17 protein-coding genes, 1 tRNA gene and 1 pseudogene are annotated in these 17,863 nt (G+C 67.2%); 11 read left to right on the top strand and 8 right to left on the bottom strand.

Annotated features, from left to right (window positions below):
* The first annotated feature begins 202 nt into the window (after positions 1 to 202).
* The 5 genes from J2X01_RS04985 (at position 203) to J2X01_RS04965 (ending at position 3,534) form a co-directional block, all read left to right on the top strand.
* Positions 203 to 997: an SGNH/GDSL hydrolase family protein gene (locus J2X01_RS04985; RefSeq protein WP_310051667.1), complete on the top strand. Its 795-nt coding sequence runs from the start codon at positions 203 to 205 to the stop codon at positions 995 to 997.
* Positions 998 to 1,093: 96 nt separating this feature from the next.
* Positions 1,094 to 1,303 carry a dodecin gene (locus J2X01_RS04980; protein ID WP_226759802.1) on the top strand — a complete coding sequence of 70 codons (210 nt, stop codon included), beginning with the start codon at positions 1,094 to 1,096 and terminating at the stop codon, positions 1,301 to 1,303.
* A gap of 135 nt (positions 1,304 to 1,438) precedes the next feature.
* Positions 1,439 to 2,410 (top strand): aldo/keto reductase, encoded by a 972-nt coding sequence (locus J2X01_RS04975; protein ID WP_310051295.1) that lies wholly within the window; start codon positions 1,439 to 1,441, stop codon positions 2,408 to 2,410.
* Positions 2,411 to 2,645: 235 nt separating this feature from the next.
* The gene (locus J2X01_RS04970) at positions 2,646 to 2,909 is read left to right on the top strand and encodes a GlsB/YeaQ/YmgE family stress response membrane protein (protein ID WP_310051293.1); all 264 of its coding nucleotides are present in this window, start codon (positions 2,646 to 2,648) and stop codon (positions 2,907 to 2,909) included.
* Positions 2,910 to 3,027: 118 nt separating this feature from the next.
* Positions 3,028 to 3,534: a hypothetical protein gene (locus tag J2X01_RS04965; RefSeq protein ID WP_310051291.1), complete on the top strand. Its 507-nt coding sequence runs from the start codon at positions 3,028 to 3,030 to the stop codon at positions 3,532 to 3,534.
* Here the strand turns inward: J2X01_RS04965 and J2X01_RS04960 are convergent, their stop codons facing one another.
* Both J2X01_RS04960 and J2X01_RS04955 read right to left on the bottom strand, forming a co-directional pair.
* Positions 3,535 to 4,365 carry a putative protein N(5)-glutamine methyltransferase gene (locus tag J2X01_RS04960; protein WP_310051289.1) on the bottom strand — a complete coding sequence of 277 codons (831 nt, stop codon included), beginning with the start codon at positions 4,363 to 4,365 and terminating at the stop codon, positions 3,535 to 3,537.
* A gap of 192 nt (positions 4,366 to 4,557) precedes the next feature.
* Positions 4,558 to 5,577, bottom strand: coding sequence for a PHP domain-containing protein (locus tag J2X01_RS04955; RefSeq protein WP_310051287.1), 1,020 nt, complete (start codon positions 5,575 to 5,577; stop codon positions 4,558 to 4,560).
* 179 nt (positions 5,578 to 5,756) lie between these two features.
* Here J2X01_RS04955 and J2X01_RS04950 point away from each other — a divergent pair, with 179 nt between their 5' ends.
* Positions 5,757 to 6,929, top strand: coding sequence for a GGDEF domain-containing protein (locus J2X01_RS04950; RefSeq protein ID WP_310051284.1), 1,173 nt, complete (start codon positions 5,757 to 5,759; stop codon positions 6,927 to 6,929).
* A 58-nt stretch (positions 6,930 to 6,987) separates the two neighbouring features.
* Here the strand turns inward: J2X01_RS04950 and J2X01_RS04945 are convergent.
* Together J2X01_RS04945 and J2X01_RS04940 are read right to left on the bottom strand one after the other, a co-directional pair.
* Positions 6,988 to 7,489 (bottom strand): annotated as a pseudogene (locus J2X01_RS04945) (MarR family winged helix-turn-helix transcriptional regulator).
* A gap of 237 nt (positions 7,490 to 7,726) precedes the next feature.
* Positions 7,727 to 7,799, bottom strand: a tRNA-Lys gene (locus J2X01_RS04940).
* Positions 7,800 to 8,046: 247 nt separating this feature from the next.
* On the opposite strand from J2X01_RS04940, the gene J2X01_RS04935 reads away from it, so the two are divergent.
* The 3 genes from J2X01_RS04935 to J2X01_RS04925 all read left to right on the top strand — a co-directional run bounded on the left by J2X01_RS04935 (position 8,047) and on the right by J2X01_RS04925 (position 10,694).
* Complete coding sequence (locus tag J2X01_RS04935) at positions 8,047 to 8,703, top strand: hypothetical protein (RefSeq protein ID WP_310051282.1); 657 nt, start codon at positions 8,047 to 8,049, stop codon at positions 8,701 to 8,703.
* Between the two features lie 355 nt (positions 8,704 to 9,058).
* A complete protein-coding gene (locus J2X01_RS04930) occupies positions 9,059 to 9,676 on the top strand; it encodes a DUF47 domain-containing protein (RefSeq protein ID WP_310051279.1) in 618 nt (205 codons plus the stop codon).
* Position 9,677: 1 nt separating this feature from the next.
* Complete coding sequence (locus J2X01_RS04925) at positions 9,678 to 10,694, top strand: inorganic phosphate transporter (RefSeq protein ID WP_310051276.1); 1,017 nt, start codon at positions 9,678 to 9,680, stop codon at positions 10,692 to 10,694.
* A 147-nt stretch (positions 10,695 to 10,841) separates the two neighbouring features.
* Here J2X01_RS04925 and pstB read toward each other — a convergent pair whose 3' ends face one another.
* The 4 genes from pstB to pstS all read right to left on the bottom strand — a co-directional run bounded on the left by pstB (position 10,842) and on the right by pstS (position 14,980).
* Positions 10,842 to 11,621 carry a phosphate ABC transporter ATP-binding protein PstB gene (pstB, locus tag J2X01_RS04920; protein WP_310051274.1) on the bottom strand — a complete coding sequence of 260 codons (780 nt, stop codon included), beginning with the start codon at positions 11,619 to 11,621 and terminating at the stop codon, positions 10,842 to 10,844.
* Positions 11,622 to 11,676: 55 nt separating this feature from the next.
* Positions 11,677 to 12,786, bottom strand: a complete 1,110-nt coding sequence (gene pstA, locus J2X01_RS04915) for a phosphate ABC transporter permease PstA (protein WP_310051272.1) — start codon at positions 12,784 to 12,786, stop codon at positions 11,677 to 11,679.
* The gene (pstC, locus tag J2X01_RS04910) at positions 12,787 to 13,719 is read right to left on the bottom strand and encodes a phosphate ABC transporter permease subunit PstC (RefSeq protein WP_310051270.1); all 933 of its coding nucleotides are present in this window, start codon (positions 13,717 to 13,719) and stop codon (positions 12,787 to 12,789) included.
* Between the two features lie 142 nt (positions 13,720 to 13,861).
* Positions 13,862 to 14,980: a phosphate ABC transporter substrate-binding protein PstS gene (pstS, locus tag J2X01_RS04905; protein ID WP_310051268.1), complete on the bottom strand. Its 1,119-nt coding sequence runs from the start codon at positions 14,978 to 14,980 to the stop codon at positions 13,862 to 13,864.
* Positions 14,981 to 15,233: 253 nt separating this feature from the next.
* On the opposite strand from pstS, the gene J2X01_RS04900 reads away from it, so the two are divergent.
* The gene (locus tag J2X01_RS04900; RefSeq protein ID WP_310051266.1) at positions 15,234 to 16,361 is read left to right on the top strand and encodes an FUSC family protein; all 1,128 of its coding nucleotides are present in this window, start codon (positions 15,234 to 15,236) and stop codon (positions 16,359 to 16,361) included.
* 51 nt (positions 16,362 to 16,412) lie between these two features.
* Positions 16,413 to 17,786 (top strand): DNA repair protein RadA, encoded by a 1,374-nt coding sequence (gene radA, locus J2X01_RS04895; RefSeq protein WP_310051264.1) that lies wholly within the window; start codon positions 16,413 to 16,415, stop codon positions 17,784 to 17,786.
* Positions 17,787 to 17,863 lie beyond the last annotated feature (77 nt).

The following is a 17,863-nucleotide window of genomic DNA, read 5'->3' as shown; positions in this document are numbered from 1 at the left end:
ATGGCCGCAGGCCCTTCCGCTGCCCCGGGCTCTCCCTGCCGGCGGTGCCGGGACTGCCCTGCCAGGGACCAAAGTACCTAGGGACCTAAGTACCTAGTGGAACGCGAATATTCGGCGTAATGCTGGGGATGTGAACGCCGCCGGTTTCGTAGATCCTGGCGCCGGGCGGTCCGGCACCAATGACCCCGCCGCGGGGCGGGGCCTGCGCCGGGATGTGGAACCAAATTCCGGACCCTGGAGCCGCTACGTCGCGATGGGGGATTCATTCACGGCGGGCCTGGGGGACCCGGAGCCGCGGAGCCCGGGGGGCATGAGAGGCTGGGCGGACCGTATCGCCGAGGAGCTCAGCGACGGCAGGCCGGATTTCCGCTACGCCAACCTGGCCGTCAGCGGCCTCGTCCTGCGCCAGATTATCGACCGGCAGCTTGGCCCCGCCATCACGCTGAAGCCGGACCTGGTCACGCTCTCGGCCGGCGGAAACGACCTTGTCTTCCACCGGAGCGATCCTGACCGGCTGGCCGCCACTCTCGACGCCGCGGTGGGCATGCTCAGTGCCACCGGCGCCACGATCGTCTTGTTCACCGGCCCCGACTGGGGCGACACGCCGGTGCTGGGCCATAACCGGGGAAGGGTCGCCGTCTTCAACGAGAACATCCGGACCATCGCCGCGCGGCATCGCAATGTCATCGCTGATCTCTGGGCCCTGCGGCAACTCTCGGACCCGCGCATGTGGGACCCCGACCGCCTGCACTTCTCCCCGATGGGGCACCACACCATCGCGGCCATGGTGCTGGAATCCCTGAGCGTTCCCCATACGTTGAGCCCGCTGGAACCCAAGCCCATGCCCGCCGGAAGCTGGCGGGACAGCAAGGCCGGAGACATCGCCTGGTTCACGAACTACCTGCTTCCCTGGATGGTCAGCCGCGTCCGGAAGCGGTCAGATGCCGCGCCGCTGACGCCCAAGCGTCCCGAACCGGGGCCGGTCTACGGATCCTGAGACGCCGCCTCACGCCCCTAGTCCCGCTGCGATCTGTCCGCTAATCTGCAGGAACGGCCCACAGCCGGGCATCGATGGCGATCACGAGGAGCGAAGTTGTCTAATCACACTTACAGCATTTCCGAAATTGTCGGAACGTCGAGCGAAGGCATTGATGCCGCCGTCCGCAACGGCATCGCGGAGGCCGCAAAGACCCTGCGGAACCTCGATTGGTTTGAAGTCAAGGAAGTCCGCGGACACCTCGAAAATGGCGAGGTGGCCGATTGGCAGGTCACCATCAAGCTCGGTTTCCGGCTGGAACGCTAGGCTCCGCGCAAGCCGCCCGGGCACGCACCCGGGCGGCTTCAGTCCCGGTCACCCGGAGGTCCGCCGGCGTCAGTGCGCCGGCGCCAATGTGTGTCCGGGTCCGCACGTTCCGCCACCCCGGGAAGGACCCCGCGCGTGCAGTACACGCAACTCGGCCGCTCCGGCCTGAAAGTCTCCCGGCTCTGCCTTGGAACCATGAACTTCGGCCCGCAGACCGGGGAGGCAGACGCCCACTCGATCATGGACTCAGCGCTGGACTCCGGCATCAATTTCTTCGACACCGCGAACGTCTACGGCGGCACCGGCCACCGGGGCCGGACCGAGGAAATCATCGGCCGCTGGTTCGCCACCGGCGGCGGGCGACGCGACCGGACCGTGCTGGCGACGAAGCTCTATGGCTCCATGTCGGACCGGCCGAACGAGTCAAGGCTGTCCGCGCTGAATATCCGACGCGCCCTGGACGCGAGCCTGAAGCGGCTGCAGACGGACTACATCGATCTCTACCAGTTCCACCACGTGGACCGGAAGACCCCGTGGGAGGAGATCTGGCAGGCGATTGACGTCGCGGTCCAGCAGGGCAAGATTCTGTACTCGGGCAGCAGCAACTTCGCAGGCTGGCACATCGCCCAGGCGCAGGAGGCCGCAGCCCGCCGCCACAGCAACGGTCTGGTCAGTGAGCAGTCCATCTACAACCTACTGACCCGCAACGTGGAACTGGAGGTGATTCCTGCCGCGCAGCAGTACGGCCTGGGGCTGATCCCCTGGTCGCCGCTGCACGGTGGCCTGCTGGGCGGCGTGCTGAAGAAGGGGCGCGACGGCGTGCGGCGTGCCGAGGGCCGCGCCCTGGAGACCCTCAAGAAGCACCAGGAACAGATCCGCCGGTACGAGGATTTCGCCGACGAACTGGTCCGGGAACCCGGGGACGTCGCCCTGGCCTGGCTCCTGCACCAGCCGGCCGTGACCGCCCCGATTGTGGGCCCCCGCACCCAGGCCCAGCTCGACGCGGCCCTCCGCGCGGTGGACCTGGCACTCGACCCCGGCGCGCTCGAGCGGCTCGACGAAATCTTCCCGGGACACCGGCCAGCGCCGGAGGACTACGCGTGGTGACGGACGGCGCGTGGTGACGGACGGCGCGGACCGGCCGCGCACTCCGGACAATCAGAGGACCAGCGAACCAGCTGCAGCAGACCGGCCCGGACGGGCCGAAAGGAGCCGCCGCACGGAATGCTTTCCAGCTCCTGACTAGCTCTTTTATACTAAGCATGATTAGTATTGAGTCAGAAGGATGAAGCGCACCCGGCAACCCGGGTGTCTCCTTAATGAAAGAAGAAGGAACAACAAAATGGGTTTTCTCGGATTTCTGCTTCTGGGTCTTATCGCCGGCGCGATTGCTAAGGCAATCCTTCCGGGCAAGCAGGGCGGCGGCATCTTCATCACGCTGATCCTTGGCGTCGTTGGCGCCCTCCTGGGTGGCTTTATTGGCAGCGCCCTCTTCGGGGTGGGTCTCGAACAGTTCTTCGATATCTCCACCTGGCTGCTGGCCATCGGCGGTGCGGTCATCGTCCTGCTGGTTTACGGCATGATCACCAAGCGTTCAGTCCGCTAAGGCTGACGCGGCCGAAACCGGTCCCGGGATTTCCCGGGGCCGGTTTTTTGGCAATCGGGTCACCGCGTTCTTGTGACCACCCGCATTTTTCGGCACTACCAATGAGCAGGAGTACAGCATGAAAGGCAAACTTCTTTTCGGAGCCGGCATGGCCGCCGGCTACGTTTTCGGGTCGCGTTCCGGGCGGGCAGCCTACGAGAAGCTCAAGGCACGCGCGGCGGCACTTTGGGAAAGCCAGCCGGTCCAGGACAAGGTCTCAGCGGCTGCCGGGGCCGTGAAGGAAAAGGCACCCGAAGTGTCGGAGCAGCTTGGCGAGGCGGCCCGGCGTGCCGGAACGGTAATCAGCTCCGCCGTCCACCGCGGCAACTCCCCCACCGGAACCATGGGCCATGGGACAGCCGACGGCCAGCCGGGCAATGGCACCGCGGCTGCCGGCAGTGCCGGAATCCCCGCGCACAGCACGCACCCGGAGACCGTGAACCTTGGCACCTCCGCTGCGTCCACCGCATCCGACGTCGAGTCCGACCCGGCGCTGAACGATCAGCAGGGCCAGGACTGGTCCGACGAAGGCGGGGCCACCCCGGCCGGACCTGCAACCAACGTCGATCCCGACAAGGTTTCCTAGCTACACCGGGCCTGTTTCCGGCACTTCCGCACTGCCCGCGGTTCCGATGACAACCGTGGCGTCCAGTTCCCCGGAGCTGGCCACCCGGGCCGTGAGGCCGTTGCGGATGAACAGTTCGGCGGTCCGCGGTGCCTGCCGCCGGCTCGTCTCGATCAGCAGGGAGCCGCCCGGGGCCAGCCATTCCCGCGCCGCGGCGGCCACCCTCCGCTGCACGTGAAGCCCGTCTGCGCCGCCGTCAAGCGAAACCCGCGGCTCGTGGAGGCGGGCTTCCTGCGGCATGGTGTCGATTTCTGCCGAGGGAACATAGGGGGCGTTGACGGCGAGGATGTCGACCTGACCGCGCAGCCGCCCCGGAAGCGCTTCGTACAAGTCCCCTTCGTGGACCGAACCGCCGAGTGGCACGATGTTGCGGCCCGCGCACTGCACCGCGGCGGGGTCGACGTCGGAGGCGTGGAGCTCCAGGGGGCCGGCCAGCGCCGCGAGCGCGGTTCCGACCGCCCCTGACCCGCAGCAGAGGTCGACGACGACGGGCACCGGGGCGGTGCAACGGAATCCACCGAGGAGCCGTGCGGCCTGCCGGACGAGGAATTCGGTCCGGCGGCGGGGCACAAAGACTCCCGTAGTCACTTCGATCCGGAGTCCGCAAAACTCCGCCCAGCCCAGGATGTGCTCGAGCGGCAGTCCGGACACCCGCAGTTCCACGAGAGCATCCAGCTGGTCCGTCGTGGTGGCCGCGGCGGCCAGCAGCAAGGCCTCCTCCTCGGCGAAGACACAGCCGGCCGCCCGAAGCCTGCGGATGACGGAGGTTGCGGGCGCAGCTCGGGCCGTCATGCCAGGACCTCCCTCCCCGCGTTCAGTACCGCAAAACCCCATGCTATCGAAATGCCAGGATGACGCGGCGGCAACCCCGGCCGGGGGACATGCCCTTTCCTCGCCCCGGGCACCGGGCATAACGGGACTCTACCCAGCCTTCCCCGCCGCAGGTGGGCATGTCCCGCGGGACTGGGGGCACCGGACGGGCCGTCAGCGCCCTGGTGCGGCCCACTCCAGCAGACGGACCAGGGACCAGGTCGTGACGATCCGTTCCGCCGGCACGCCGTTGCGTTCCGCTCGCTCGGCGCCGTACTGCAGGAAATCGAGCTGGCCCGGGGCATGGGCATCGCTGTCGATGCTGAAGAGGCAGCCGGCGTCGAGGGCCAGCTCGATCAGGGCGCCCGGCGGGTCCTGGCGTTCCGGCCGGGAATTGATTTCGACGGCGACGTTGTGTTCCGCGCAGGCGGCGAAGACCTCCTTGGCGTCAAAGTCCGACGGCGGACGCGTGCCCCGGCCCCCTTGAACGAGGCGGCCCGTGCAGTGGCCGAGCACGTTCGTGTGCGGGTCCGCGATTGCGCCGAGCATCCGGCGCGTCATGGTGCCCCTGTCCGAGCGCAGCTTCGAATGCACGCTGGCGACCACGATGTCCAGCCGGTCCAGCATCTCCGGTGCCTGGTCCAGGGTGCCGTCCTCGAGGATGTCGACCTCGATGCCGCGCAGCAGGCGGAACCCGTCGGCGTCGGCATTGATTTCGGCGACGACGCCGAGTTGATCCGCCAGCCGCGCGGCACTGAGCCCGTTGGCGATCTTGAGGTTGGGGGAATGATCGGTCAGCGCGAGGTATTCGCGGCCGAGCAGTCTGGCGGCGTCCACCATGGCACTGATTGGGGACCCGCCGTCGGACCAGTCGCTGTGGCTGTGCAGGTCGCCGCGGAGCGAGGCCAGCAGGCCATGCCCACCCGGCACCAGCGGCCGGGACCCCCGGCTGCGCAGTCCGCTGAGGTACTCCGGCACGTCGCCGTCGAGCGCCTCCCTGATGACCTGGAATGTCCGGTCGCCGATCCCTTTGGTCCGCTTGAGCCGTCCGTCCCGGACCCGTGCCGCCAGTTCCGGCGGCTCCAGGCCGTCGATGATTCCGGCAGCCTTCCGGAACGCCTGGATCTTGAACGTCGGGGCAAGCTCACGTTCCAGCCAGAAGGCAATCTCATTGAGGGCGTCGACGGCATCCATGGCACCATCTTGCACCCCAAACTGGGGCCCGGGGACCCCCACTTGCGCCCAACATCGCGCGCCGCGTTGGGCAGCCGGGCCAGTTCTGGGAGACTGGTCCCGGCCGGGGCCCGATCCGGCGGGGAACTACGCCGGGCGGTCCTGGGGAGGGCCGCTCCGGCAGCTGGGATTCATCAATTATGGTGCTGCTCGACCGGTCAACGCTCATGGTGGTCTTCGCCGTGATGACGCTGACGATGCTGGTCCTTTTCTACTTCGACACCTACCGCAAGAACCGAGCCCCCTTTGCCGGCTGGTGGTGCGGCGCTGTCGCAACCTTCTTCCTGGCCGCCGTTTTCTACTTCCTGGGCGAGGTCCAGGACGTAGCCTGGGCGCCCAGCCTGGGAAACGGCGTAATGGTGCTTGGCTCCGGTTGCGTCTGGGCCGGAACCAGGTCGCTGGCCAGCCGGCGGGTCCGGCCCGGGCTGTTGGCGGTCCCGGCGACGGCGGCCGTGGCCATTGACGCAACCGTCCGCTATTCGGACAACGCCCGGTTCGGCAGCATTGTCCTGCTGGCGCTGATGGGAACGGCGATAGGTCTTGCCTCCATTGAGCTGTGGCGCGTGCGGGCGGAGTCCTGGCATCTTGTCCGGTCCCTCGCCTTCGCAACGGCCGGCTGCGCCGTCTACTACCTGAGCCGAATGGCGGGGCTGGCCCTGCTCGGCCCGGAGGATCCGCTGTTCCAGGTGCTCTTCGGCACCGGCGTGACCCTGCTGATGGCCATGGTCCTGTTGGTGGTCGTGTCGTCCAGCATCACCTCGCTGAACCACACCCGCCGCACCGAAGACCTGCAGGAGTTGGCCTCGAGAGACGGGCTTACCGGGCTGCTGAACCGCGGGGAGTTCATGCACCAGGCCCAGCGCCGACTCCGGGCCACACTCGCTGCCGGCGGCGGCGCCGCCATTGTGATGGCGGACCTGGACCGCTTCAAAGCCATCAACGACCGCTTCGGTCATGACGCGGGCGACGGTGTCATCCGGGCGTTCGCTGAGGCCTGCCGCTCAGCCCTGCGGGACGGTGATCTGGTGGGCCGCTACGGCGGCGAGGAATTTGCGCTGCTGCTCGACGGCGTCGACGCCGAAGAAGGCGTCCGGATCGCCGACCGGATCAACGCCGCACTGGCCGAACACAGCTCCCTGCCCGATGGAGTGGGTGCGCCGACGGCGAGCTTCGGTGTGGTCGACGCACGCGGCCGGAACGCGGGGCTGCCCCGTCTCCTCCGGGAGGCGGACCAGGCCCTGTATGTCGCGAAGGCGGCAGGACGAAACCGGGCAGTGATCGGGTTCGCCCCAGCCGGCAACCAGGCACCCTGAGTGGGTCGCTCCGCTCCACTGGGAACGTGGCGGCCCGGACGCTGGCTGCGAACGCCTGCTAGTTCCCCGCGCGAGGATCCGCGACGGCTTCACCCATCCGGCGCAGGAAACTGACCACGGTCCACGCCTCCGCGGCGCTGAGGTCCTCCGCGACGGCCATCATCCGGCGGTGCATGTCACCCAGCGTGGCGCGGACCTCCGCATCCGCAGCCACGGTCGGAACGATCACCAGCGAGCGACGGTCCGTGGGTGGGGCTCGCGGCGGACATGGCCGCTGCTCACCAGCCGGTCGAGCAACGTGGTGGTGGAGGCGGGGGTATCCCCAGCACGCGACTCAGGTCCTTGGGGCCGACCCGCTCACCGCCGGCCTGGGCGCGCAGCAGGTACCTCAGTGCCAGCAGGTCCGTCTCCCCCATCCCCATCGAATCCCTCGTGGAGCGCCGCCGGGTGACTTCCACGTCGCGGTACTCACGGAGGGCCTGCAGGACGGCGCCGGGCGGGTCGGGCCCGTCGTCGGGTCCATACCAATACCCGGAGCCTGAGCGGTTGTGTGCGTTCATCCGGCAAGCCTAGCTGAGCTGATTATTGGGAATTTCGTGGCTTTCTTGGCCGCGGCGGGGGAAGAAGAGACCCGGGGTTATCAGCGTTAGCCGGATCGTGCGCGAAGTCCATAGCCATGTCGCCGACTCCGGGAAGGACCCTGGCGCCACGTTCTGGACCCTTCGGTTTAAACGCAAGAACCCCCGGCCCCCTGCCAGTGCAGGGGGCCGGGGGTTCTTCCACTCTTTGATAAAGAGTGGGCCCTGTGGGGATCGAACCCACGACCCACGGATTAAAAGTCCGATGCTCTACCAACTGAGCTAAAGGCCCCAGCCGAATGCCCTGAAACGGCGGATAAATCCACTGCTTCAAGGCCGATCAGCCCAGTCCATTTCTGGACGTTTAATACTGTACCCCAGACCGGCGGTGGTTTTAGCACGCGGCCCGGATGCCGTCCTCGCACGCCGGGGCCGCGGCCCCGGCGTTGGCCTGGACCCGCCCTGCAGCGTTCCGGCAACGCGTCCGCCGGCGCGGGCCCCCGCTCGATTCCCCGTCAGCACAGGAGTAGCGTGGTGGCATGAGCGAGCAAGCAGGATCCAGCGCCCCCGGACCGCACCGGCACCACAAGCCGAAGCAATTCGCCCCCCTTGACTTTGAGCCCTTCGCGGGCGGGGCCGATCCTGCCCGCATCTCCGAGGCCGCCCATCTCGCCGCCCAGGCACTCGTACGCCGCGGACGCGACAGCGACGACCCGGTCGTGACCAAACGGCTCGTGAAGCTCGCCGATGAACAGGGCCTGGAAGCCATCGCCGAAATGTGGGCCGAGAGCCCGGCACGCTCGCTCCCGGGAGCCCTTTGGCGCCTGTATGCGATCCGCGCCGCCACGATCCAGGATCCCGAGCGGATCTCCGTCTATTTCAGGGCCGGCAAGGACACCGCCCAGGTGTCGCACGTGGTGGCCGGCGCCGCAGAGCCGCCGGGCGCGGACGAGATGAAGTCGATGGCCGATGCCATCCTCTCGGGCGCGTTCGACGGTGAGTTCGACGTTGCGCTGGAACGCTCCGCCGCGTTCTGCCGGGTGGTGGCGCTGGGCCAGGCCACCCTCGCCGACGGCGCCGAGCACAGCAATGAGAACCACGCGAGCAAGCTCACCCGCAACTCACACCTCCTGGTCAAGACCGCCGAGGACCTCGAACACGCCGCCAACGCGTGGCGCCTGGGCGAGCTGGACTAGGGCCTCCGTACCCCGCCGGGGGCCGGGCACGCACGCCGCCCGCGGACTGTCAATGTTGACTTGTCCCCCAGCACGTAGAAAACTAAAAGCGGTGCCGAACCGCGAAACCCCCGGGCTTCAACATCTAGCCGCCTAGAGCGGCCTACCGCCGAGAGGCGTATCCGGTTCGGCACCATTTTCATGCCCGTTTGCGGCCGCGTTTCCCGGGCCGCTGTCATAATCCGGGGCCGCCGGGGCGCCGTCCCGGTGCTCCCAAGCCGGACGGTAAAGTGATAGCCATGCGCCGGTCTTCATCACCTCAGACGTCCGGCAGGCACCGCCCGTGCACCTCCCTCCCGAAGACCGGTAATCACACGTGAAGCTGCGCCTTTTCCCCCAGGAGCCCGCCGGGCTGAAACTCCTTGCCCAGCTGGCAAGCCAGATCGTGCTCGCCACAGGCACGCTTTCGGAGATCCTCGGCGCACCGGCCAGTGAAAATGCCCGGCTGGTCGAGGACATGCACAACCATGAGGCGAAGTCTGCCGAGCTGCACTTCGCGCTGCTGACCCATATGCGGACCTCCTTCGTGAACCCGCTCCCCCGCGAGGACATGTACGCCCTCTCCCGGTTCCTTAACGAGGCGATGGAAAAACTCGATGCCGCCGCGGAGCTGGTGACCCTCTATAAGCTTGACCGCCTGCCCAGACGCGCCGCGGACCAGCTGGAAATCATCAGCATGCAGGCCGAACTGACCGTGGACGCCATGCGGAACCTGGACAACCTGGACGACCTCGAGGACTACTGGATCGAGGTCCTCCGCCTCGCCAAGCGCGCAGAACGATCCCACCGGGTCTGGGTGGCGGACATGCTCACCGAGATGAAGTGGTCCCCGTACGCGCGCAATCGTGACATCGCCGAGCAGCTGGTTGGGGTCACCAGGGACATGCGCCGGATCGCGACCCAGGTGGGCAGCATCATCGTCAAGGAATCGTGACGTGATCATATTCCTGTTTGTCCTGGTGGTGATTCTCGCCGGGGCATTCGCCTTTCTGAACGGCTTCAGGGACGCTTCGGCGGCGGTGGCACTGGCCGTCCGGACCCGCGCGCTCACGCCCACTGTCTCGGTCCTGCTGGCCGCTTTTTTCAATTTCGTGGGTGCCGGGTTGAGCGCCGCCCTGACCTTTGCAGTCAGCCAGGCCTGGGTGCAGCTGCCCAAGGGCGGGAACGGGCTGAGCATCCTGATTGCGGGACTGGCCAGTGCCGTGCTGTGGGGCCTCTACACCTGGTGGCGGGGCATCCCGTCGTCCTCCACGCACGCCCTTGTGGGCGGACTGGCCGGCGCCGGGGTCGCGAGCGTAGTGGTTGGCGGGGGCGCCGTCGGGGGCGTTGACACGTCCCTGCTCCTCCAGGTGGTGCTCCCGCTGCTGCTCTCGCCGGCGATTGCCTTCGCCGGCTCGTACCTGCTGGTCTGGCCCGCGACCTGGGTTGCACGGTATACACCGCCGAACGTCGTCAACAGCCGTGCGCGGCGCGCCCAGAGCGTTGCGGTGGGCACCGTTGCCTTCGCCCACGGCCTGCAGGATGGCCAGCGGACCAGCGCGGTCCTGGTCCTTGCGCTGCTGGCTTCCGGGCTGTGGGCGGGCGGCGGGATGCCGGTCTGGGTGGCAGTGTTCACCGCGGTCCTGCTGGCCGCCGGGACCCTGGCCGGGGGCTGGCGCATTTCGTACACCATTGGCTACCGGCTGATCCGGATGGATCCCCTGCGCGGCTCCGTGGCCCAGCTGTTCAGCTCGGCCATCCTGCTGGTGGGCGCGGTGGGGCTGCATTGGCCCATCTCCACCACACACGCCGTCACCTCGGCGGTCCTGGGCTCCGGCGCCAACCAGAAATTTCCCGCCACCAACCGCAAAGTTGTGATCCGGGTCCTGATGTTCTGGGTACTCACGCCGATTGCCACCTCGGCGGCGGCGTTTGTGCTGGCACTGTCATTGTCAACGCTCGCGGAGCTCTAGGCCCGCGGGACGCCAGCCGTGCGGGCCGCTGCGCCTGTAGGGCGGGCCGCTGCGCTCTCTTAGCTCCAAGGCCCCATCGATTGCTCCGCAGGTGCCCTTTTGAGGGCTGAAAACGGCACCTGCGGAGCAGTCGATGAGGAGGGGTGGTTATCCGAAGCGACCCGAGACGTAGTCCTCAGTGGCCTTCTCGGTCGGGTTGCTGAAGATCGTGTGGGTCTCACCGTATTCGATCAGCTTGCCCGGCTTTCCGGTGCCCGCAATGTTGAAGAAGGCGGTCTTGTTCGACACCCGCGCGGCCTGCTGCATGTTGTGCGTCACGATCACCACGGTGTAGTCATCCTTGAGCTCGTTGATGAGGTCCTCGATGGCGAGCGTGGAGATCGGGTCAAGGGCCGAGCAGGGCTCATCCATCAGGATCACCTGCGGCTCGACCGCGATTGCCCGGGCGATGCAGAGCCGCTGCTGCTGGCCGCCGGACAGGCCGGATCCGGGCTTGTTCAGCCGGTCCTTGACCTCGTTCCAGAGGTTGGCTCCCTGCAGGGAACGTTCCACCAGCACGTCGGCCTCACCCTTGGAGATCTTCTGGTTGTTCAGCTTCACGCCGGCCAGCACGTTGTCGCGGATGGACATCGTGGGGAACGGGTTGGGCCGCTGGAAAACCATGCCGATCTGAGAGCGGACGGTGACCGGATCCACGCCGGGGCCGTACAGGTTGTCGCCGTCGAGCAGCACTTCGCCTTCGACGCGGGCGCCGGGAATCACCTCATGCATGCGGTTCAGGGTGCGCAGGAAGGTGGACTTGCCGCACCCGGAAGGCCCGATGAAGGCGGTGACGGACTTGGGCTCGATGTTGATGTTGACGTCTTCGACGGCCAGGAATTTGCTGTAGTAGACGTTCAAGTCTTTGACGTCGATGCGCTTAGACATGATGTTCCTTCACTTGCTGGAGGTACGGACTGAAGAGTTGGGTCGCCAGCGCTGGCTAGCGGCCGGTTTTGGGGGCGAACATGCGCGCAATAAGGCGGGCGCCAAGGTTGAGCAGCATCACCAGGATGATGAGCACCAGCGCGGCTCCCCAGGCGCGCTGGGAGGACGGATCCGGGTTCGACGGCGAGGTGGGGTTGAGGATCTGCGTGTAGATGAACGTGGGAAGCGATGCCATCCAGCCGCTGAATACGTTGTAATTGATCGAGGTGGCGAAGCCCGCGGTGACAAGGATCGGGGCTGTTTCGCCGATCACCCGGGCGATCGCGAGGGTGACACCCGACGCAATGCCGGAGACCGCCGTGGGGATGACCACCTTGAGGATGGTCCGCCACTTGCGGACGCCCAGGGCGTAGGCCGCTTCGCGAAGTTCGTTCGGAACGATCTTGAGCATTTCCTCGCTGGAACGGACCACCACGGGGATCATCAGCACGGAAAGCGCGACGGCGGCGACGGCACCGGTCTTGGTGCCCGGTCCGACGACGGCGAAGAAGAACGCTGCAGCAAACAGGCCGGCCACGATCGAGGGTATGCCGGTCATAACGTCAACGAAGAAGGTGATGGCGCGGGCAAGCGGCCGGTCGTTGCCGTACTCCACCAGGTAGATCGCGGTCAGCAGGCCCACCGGCACCGAGATCACGGTCGCGACCAGCGAGATCAGCAGTGTGCCGATAAGGGCGTGGAAGATGCCGCCGAGCACCGGGGCACCTTCCTCGACGGTCTTGTTGTCAAAGGCGCCGGTGACGCCGTTCATCGAGGTGGTCAGGAAACCGGGGTCCAGGAGCCCCGGCAGGCCGTTGACCAGGACCGTCCAGATCACGGAGACCAGCGGCAGCAGTGCAACGAGGAATGCGCCGACCACTAGGCAGGTGGCCAGTTTGTCTTTGGCGCGGCGTGAGCCTTCCACGGCTGCGCTCCAGCCGACGAGGCCGATGGCGAAGAGGATCGCGGCGACGATACCCCAGCCGAGGGCGTTGAAGCCGATCAGGGCCATGAAGGCCGCGCCGAGGATCAGGGCGATGCCGAGAACCAGATAGGGGGCCCACTTCGGCAGTTGGCCCTTGGTGAGGGCGGAGCGCTTCTTGACGGGGGTCAGGGTGGTGGTCATTTAGTTGGCTCCCGAGAATTCTTTGTGCCGGCTGATAATCCAGCGCGCGATCATGTTCACGCCGAGGGTGATGACGAACAAGACCAGGCCGGCGGCAATCAGCGTGTTCACCTTCAGGCCGCCGGCCTCAGGGAAGTTCAGTGCGATTTCGGCGGCGATGGTCTGGTTGCCGGACTGGATAAGGCTCGCGTTCAGTATGCCGGAGGACAGCACCAGCGCGACTGCCATGGTTTCGCCGAGGGCGCGGCCCAGGCCCAGCATGACGGCACTGATGATTCCGGGGCGGCCGAAGGGCAGGACGGCCATCCGGATCATTTCCCAGCGGGTGGCACCGAGCGCCAGCGCGGCTTCTTCGTGCAGCTTGGGGGTCTGCAGGAAGATTTCCCGGGTCAGCGAGGTGATGATGGGCAGGACCATGACGGACAGCACGATTCCCGCAGTCAGGATGGTCTTGCCGGTGGCCGAGGCCGGGCCCTGGAAAATCGGCAGCCAGCCCATGTTTTCGGCCAGCCATTTGTAGGCCGGCGAGATTTCCTTGGCCAGGAAAGCTGCGCCCCAGGCGCCGTAGACCACGGAGGGGATCGCCGCGAGCAGATCGACCACGTATCCCAGACCGGAGGCAAGCTTGCGCGGCGCGAAGTGCGAGATGAACAGCGCGACGCCGATCGCGACCGGGGTCGCGATGATGAGGGCGATGAGAGACGCGATGAGTGTGCCAATGACGATCGGCCAGATGTAGGCGAAAAAGCCTTCGCCGCCCTGGATCTTGTCCGGGGAGGCCACGAGGGCGGGGAATGCCTGGATGACGAGGAAGAGCGCCACGCCGAAAAGCACGGCCAGGATCAGGCATCCAGCGGCCAAGGTGGCTGCGGAAAAGACCTTGTCTTCGGCGCGGCCTGCGCCCCGGGACGTGGTCAGGGAGGAGGTGGTCACTTCATGATCCTTCAGATCTTGGGTACTTCGGACAAAACGCTCAGGTTCCCTGCCCCGGCGGGACGGTCAGTGACCGCCCCGTCGGAACAGGGAACCTGGTTCAGGCTGGTGTTTCCACTATGCCTGGCAGCGGAAGCTATCCCTAGGCCTTGACCTTGACGGACGCGATGGCAGCGATCGCCTTGTCCTGGAGGTTCTTGGACAGCGGGGCGGACTTGGCAGCATCGGCGGCGGTCTTCTGGCCGGCCTCGGAGACTACGTAGTTTTCGAAGGCCTTGACGAGGTCCACAGTCTTCTGGTCAGCGTAGCTGCTGCAGACGACGTGGTAAGAAACCAGCACGACCGGGTAGGCGCCGGGCACGGTGGTCGTGCGGTCCAGCTTGATCGCGACATCGTTGGCCGAGCGGCCTTCAACCGGCTTGCCGGCTTCGACGGCCTTGGCGGCTGCCTCGGCTGAGATCTTCACGAATTCGGAGCCGACCTTGATCTGGGCGGTGCCGAGCTTGCCGCTGACGGCGGAGTCGTCGGCGTAGGTCACGGCGCCCGGGGTGTCGGTGACGGTCTTGACCACACCGGAGGTGCCCTTGGCGTTCTCGCCCTGGAGGGTTGCGGGCCAGATGCCGGCGGCCTTGTCGGTCCACACCTCGGGAGCGGCAGCAGCCAGGTACTCGGTGAAGTTGGTCGTAGTGCCGGAGTCATCGGAGCGGTTGACCGGGGTGACGGCCAGGTCCGGGAGCGTGGCGTTCGGGTTCAGGGCAGCGATCGCGGGATCGTTCCAGGTGGCGATCTCGCCGCGGAAGATCTTGGCAACCGTGACGGCGTCGAGGTTCAGTTCCTTGATGTCGGGCAGGTTGAAGGCCACGGCAATCGGGGAGATGTAAACCGGGATGTTGAGGGCGCCCTCGGGGCCGCACTGGGCCTGCGAGCTAACGACTTCCTCGTCCTTCAGGTAGGCATCGGAGCCGGCGAACTGGGCCGAGCCGTCGATGATGGCCTTGCGGCCTGCGCCGGAGCCGTCCGGGGAGTACTGTACGGTGGCGCCCGTGTTCGCGGAGGAGAAGCCGGCCTTCCAGGCATCCATGGCTGCACCGGTCGAAGAGGCACCGATGCCGGTCAGCGTGCCGGTGACCTGGGGACCCGAAGCGGTGGTGCTGGCGGGAGCGGCCCCCGTCGGGTTGTCCGAACCGCAAGCGGTAAGCGCGAGAGCGCCGGCTGAAATAACAGCGATAGCCGCGTTGCGGCCGAAGCGGAGTGCCTTCACTGAGATGTACCCCTTCCAGGGATTTTTCTGTGCGTACCGGACCGGAGAGGGCCGGGCAGGGATGCGTACGGTTTGTACCTTTATTGAAAGTAGGTGTCCCAGATGAAGAGAAATGCCGCCCAGGGTGAACATACGGTTAACGGAGCGCGGATATTGGCTTACATCCGCCGGGTCCCTATTGCGTTAGCTGCGTCACAACCGTAAGGGTCGGCACCGGCGAACCGCGGAACCAACGGCCAATAGACTGGTGCGCATGGCCCCCGCTCCTGGACTCTCCACAAGCACCCGTTTCCTGCGCGGACGGGTCCGCACCGGCCTGGTCCGGAGCCGGAACTCCCTCGTGCCGGCCATCCAGATGACTGCCTGCGCTGTCGGCGCCTACGCGTTCGCCGAGTACGTGCTGGGCCACAGCGGCCCGCTCTTCGCCGCCACGTCCTCCCTCATCGCCCTGGGCTTTTCCCGCGACCCCAGGCTGCGCCGCGTAATCGAGGTGGGCCTGGGCTGCACCATCGGCATTGTGGTCGGGGACCTGCTGCTGCACTGGCTGGGCTCCGGAATCTGGCAGGCCGCCGTCGTGCTTCTTTTTTCCATCCTGCTGGCCCGGTTCCTGGACAGCGGCACGATTTTCACCACCCAGCTGGGGCTGCAGTCGGTGCTTGTGGTACTCCTCCCCGCGCCGGTCGGGGGGCCGTTCACCCGCAGCATCGACGCCGTCGTGGGCGGCGTGTTCGCCCTGCTGGTGACGTTCCTGGTTCCGAAAGACCCGCGCCGGGAACCCCGCAACGACGTCAAGAAGCTGCTGCACGAATTCGCCGAGGTGCTGCGCGAGTGCGCCTCTGCGCTGAGCTACAGCGACGCCACCCAAGCCTGGCACGCGCTCATCCGGGGAAGGAACTGCCAGCCGCTCGTTGATGCCATGCGGCAGTCCCTCCGGACCTCCGGGGAGGTGGCGACCCTGGCGCCCGCCTACCGCCGGCACCGCGACGAGCTGGACCGGATGGAGCAGGCGCTGGACTACCTCGACCTCGCGCTGCGCAACAGCCGCGTCTTTGCCCGCCGACTGACCAGTGCCATCAACCACGCGGCGTTGTCCGACGACGCCACCCAGAACATCGCCGACGTCCTGCAGGACACGGCCGACGCCGTCGACGAGCTGTCCCTGGGCCTGGCGGAATTGCACGACGGCGTCCGCCGCGCGCACCTGCGGACGGCGCGGGCGGAGCTGCGGGAAGTCGCCGGCCGGCTGCATCCGCGGCTGCTGGACGTGCAGCGGCTGGAGGGCGAAACAGTGGTCATGCTGTTCCGTCCGCTGATCGTGGACCTGCTCGAGGCGGCCGGGGTCGACTCCCGCGAAGCCCGGGACATCCTGCCGCCGCTCTAGCTTCCGCGGCGCACGAGCAGAAGTGTCGTTGCGCGCCGATAGGGTGGAACGATGGCTACCAAGACTTCCCGGGCTTCCAAGGCGCCGGGCTACAAATGCGCCGAGTGCGGCTGGACCACGGCCAAGTGGGTGGGCCGCTGCGGCGAATGCCAGGCCTGGGGCAGCGTGGAGGAAACCGGCGGCGCCGTCGCGCGCACGACGGCGGCCGCCGCCGTGCTGGAGCCGGCCCGCCGGATCTCGGACGTGGACGCCACGACCGCGGCATTCCTGCCCACCGGCGTGGACGAACTGGACCGCGTGCTCGGCGGCGGGCTGGTTCCCGGCGCCGTGATCCTGCTGGCGGGCGAACCCGGCGTCGGCAAATCGACGCTCCTGCTGGACGTCGCGGCCAAGTTTGCCCGCACCGCGCAGGACGTCCTGTACATCACCGGTGAGGAATCCGCCGCCCAGGTCAAGCTCCGTGCGGACCGGATCGACGCCGTCGCTGAATCCCTGTACCTCTCCGCCGAGACGGACCTTGGCCAGGCCCTGGGCCAGGTGGAGAAGCTTGAGCCGCGCCTGCTGATCGTGGACTCCGTGCAGACGCTGAGCAGCGCCGACGTCGAAGGCAGCGCCGGCGGCGTCTCGCAGGTCCGCGAGGTGGCTGCTTCCTTGATCGCCGCAGCCAAACGCCGCAATATGACCACCCTGCTGGTGGGCCACGTGACCAAGGACGGCTCCATCGCCGGTCCCCGGCTGCTCGAGCACCTCGTGGACGTCGTGTGCCAGTTCGAAGGCGAACGCCATTCCCGGCTGCGGCTGCTGCGGGCTGTCAAGAACCGCTACGGGCCCACCGACGACGTCGGCTGCTTCGACCTGAACGAGGACGGCATCGCGGGCCTGGCCGATCCGAGCGGCTTATTCGTTTCCCGGACAAAGGAACCGGTGTCCGGAACCTGCATCACGGTCACCCTCGAGGGGCGCCGGCCGCTGCTGGCGGAGGTGCAGTCACTACTGGCCGAAAGCGCCAACGCTCAGCCCCGCCGGGCCACGAGCGGACTGGACAGTTCCCGGGTGGCAATGCTGCTGGCCGTGCTCCAGCAGCGGGCCGGCTGCCTGCTGAACAAGGACGATTCCTACGTGGCAACCGTGGGCGGCGTGAAACTCAGTGAGCCCGCCACGGACCTCGCCATCGCCTTGGCGGTGGCATCGGCAAAGGCCAGGAAACCCCTGCCGCAGCGGCTCATCGCTTTCGGCGAAGTCGGTCTGGCCGGTGAGGTCCGCCCGGTGCCCGGCATCAACCAGCGGATCCACGAAGCCCACCGGCTGGGGTTTACCCACGCCGTGGTGCCGGCCAGCCCGAACGGCCCGGGCCCGGTGCCCGCGGGCTTCTCCGTGCGGGAAGTCGGCCACCTGACCGAGGCCCTGGACCTGCTGATCGGCTGAGGCACCCGAAGAGCGGCTAAGGACCCTATCCCCCGCCCGGTATCCGGCGGAACATAGGGGTAGGAACGGTCGCGAAC

The sequence above is a fragment of the Arthrobacter ginsengisoli genome, from assembly GCF_031456935.1.
GTDB classification, from domain to species: Bacteria; Actinomycetota; Actinomycetes; order Actinomycetales; family Micrococcaceae; genus Arthrobacter; species Arthrobacter ginsengisoli.
This window is presented reverse-complemented; position numbering and strand designations above follow the sequence as displayed.

Coding starts and splice junctions, on each gene's coding strand:
- J2X01_RS04935 (WP_310051282.1), top strand. CDS start 8,047: ATGAGCGAGCAAGCAGGATCCAGCGCCCCCGGACCGCACCGGCACCAC.
- J2X01_RS04900 (WP_310051266.1), top strand. CDS start 15,234: ATGGCCCCCGCTCCTGGACTCTCCACAAGCACCCGTTTCCTGCGCGGA.
- pstA (WP_310051272.1), bottom strand. CDS start 12,786: ATGACCACCACCCTGACCCCCGTCAAGAAGCGCTCCGCCCTCACCAAG.
- J2X01_RS04970 (WP_310051293.1), top strand. CDS start 2,646: ATGGGTTTTCTCGGATTTCTGCTTCTGGGTCTTATCGCCGGCGCGATT.
- J2X01_RS04960 (WP_310051289.1), bottom strand. CDS start 4,365: ATGACGGCCCGAGCTGCGCCCGCAACCTCCGTCATCCGCAGGCTTCGG.
- J2X01_RS04955 (WP_310051287.1), bottom strand. CDS start 5,577: ATGGATGCCGTCGACGCCCTCAATGAGATTGCCTTCTGGCTGGAACGT.
- radA (WP_310051264.1), top strand. CDS start 16,413: ATGGCTACCAAGACTTCCCGGGCTTCCAAGGCGCCGGGCTACAAATGC.
- J2X01_RS04965 (WP_310051291.1), top strand. CDS start 3,028: ATGAAAGGCAAACTTCTTTTCGGAGCCGGCATGGCCGCCGGCTACGTT.
- J2X01_RS04950 (WP_310051284.1), top strand. CDS start 5,757: ATGGTGCTGCTCGACCGGTCAACGCTCATGGTGGTCTTCGCCGTGATG.
- pstB (WP_310051274.1), bottom strand. CDS start 11,621: ATGTCTAAGCGCATCGACGTCAAAGACTTGAACGTCTACTACAGCAAA.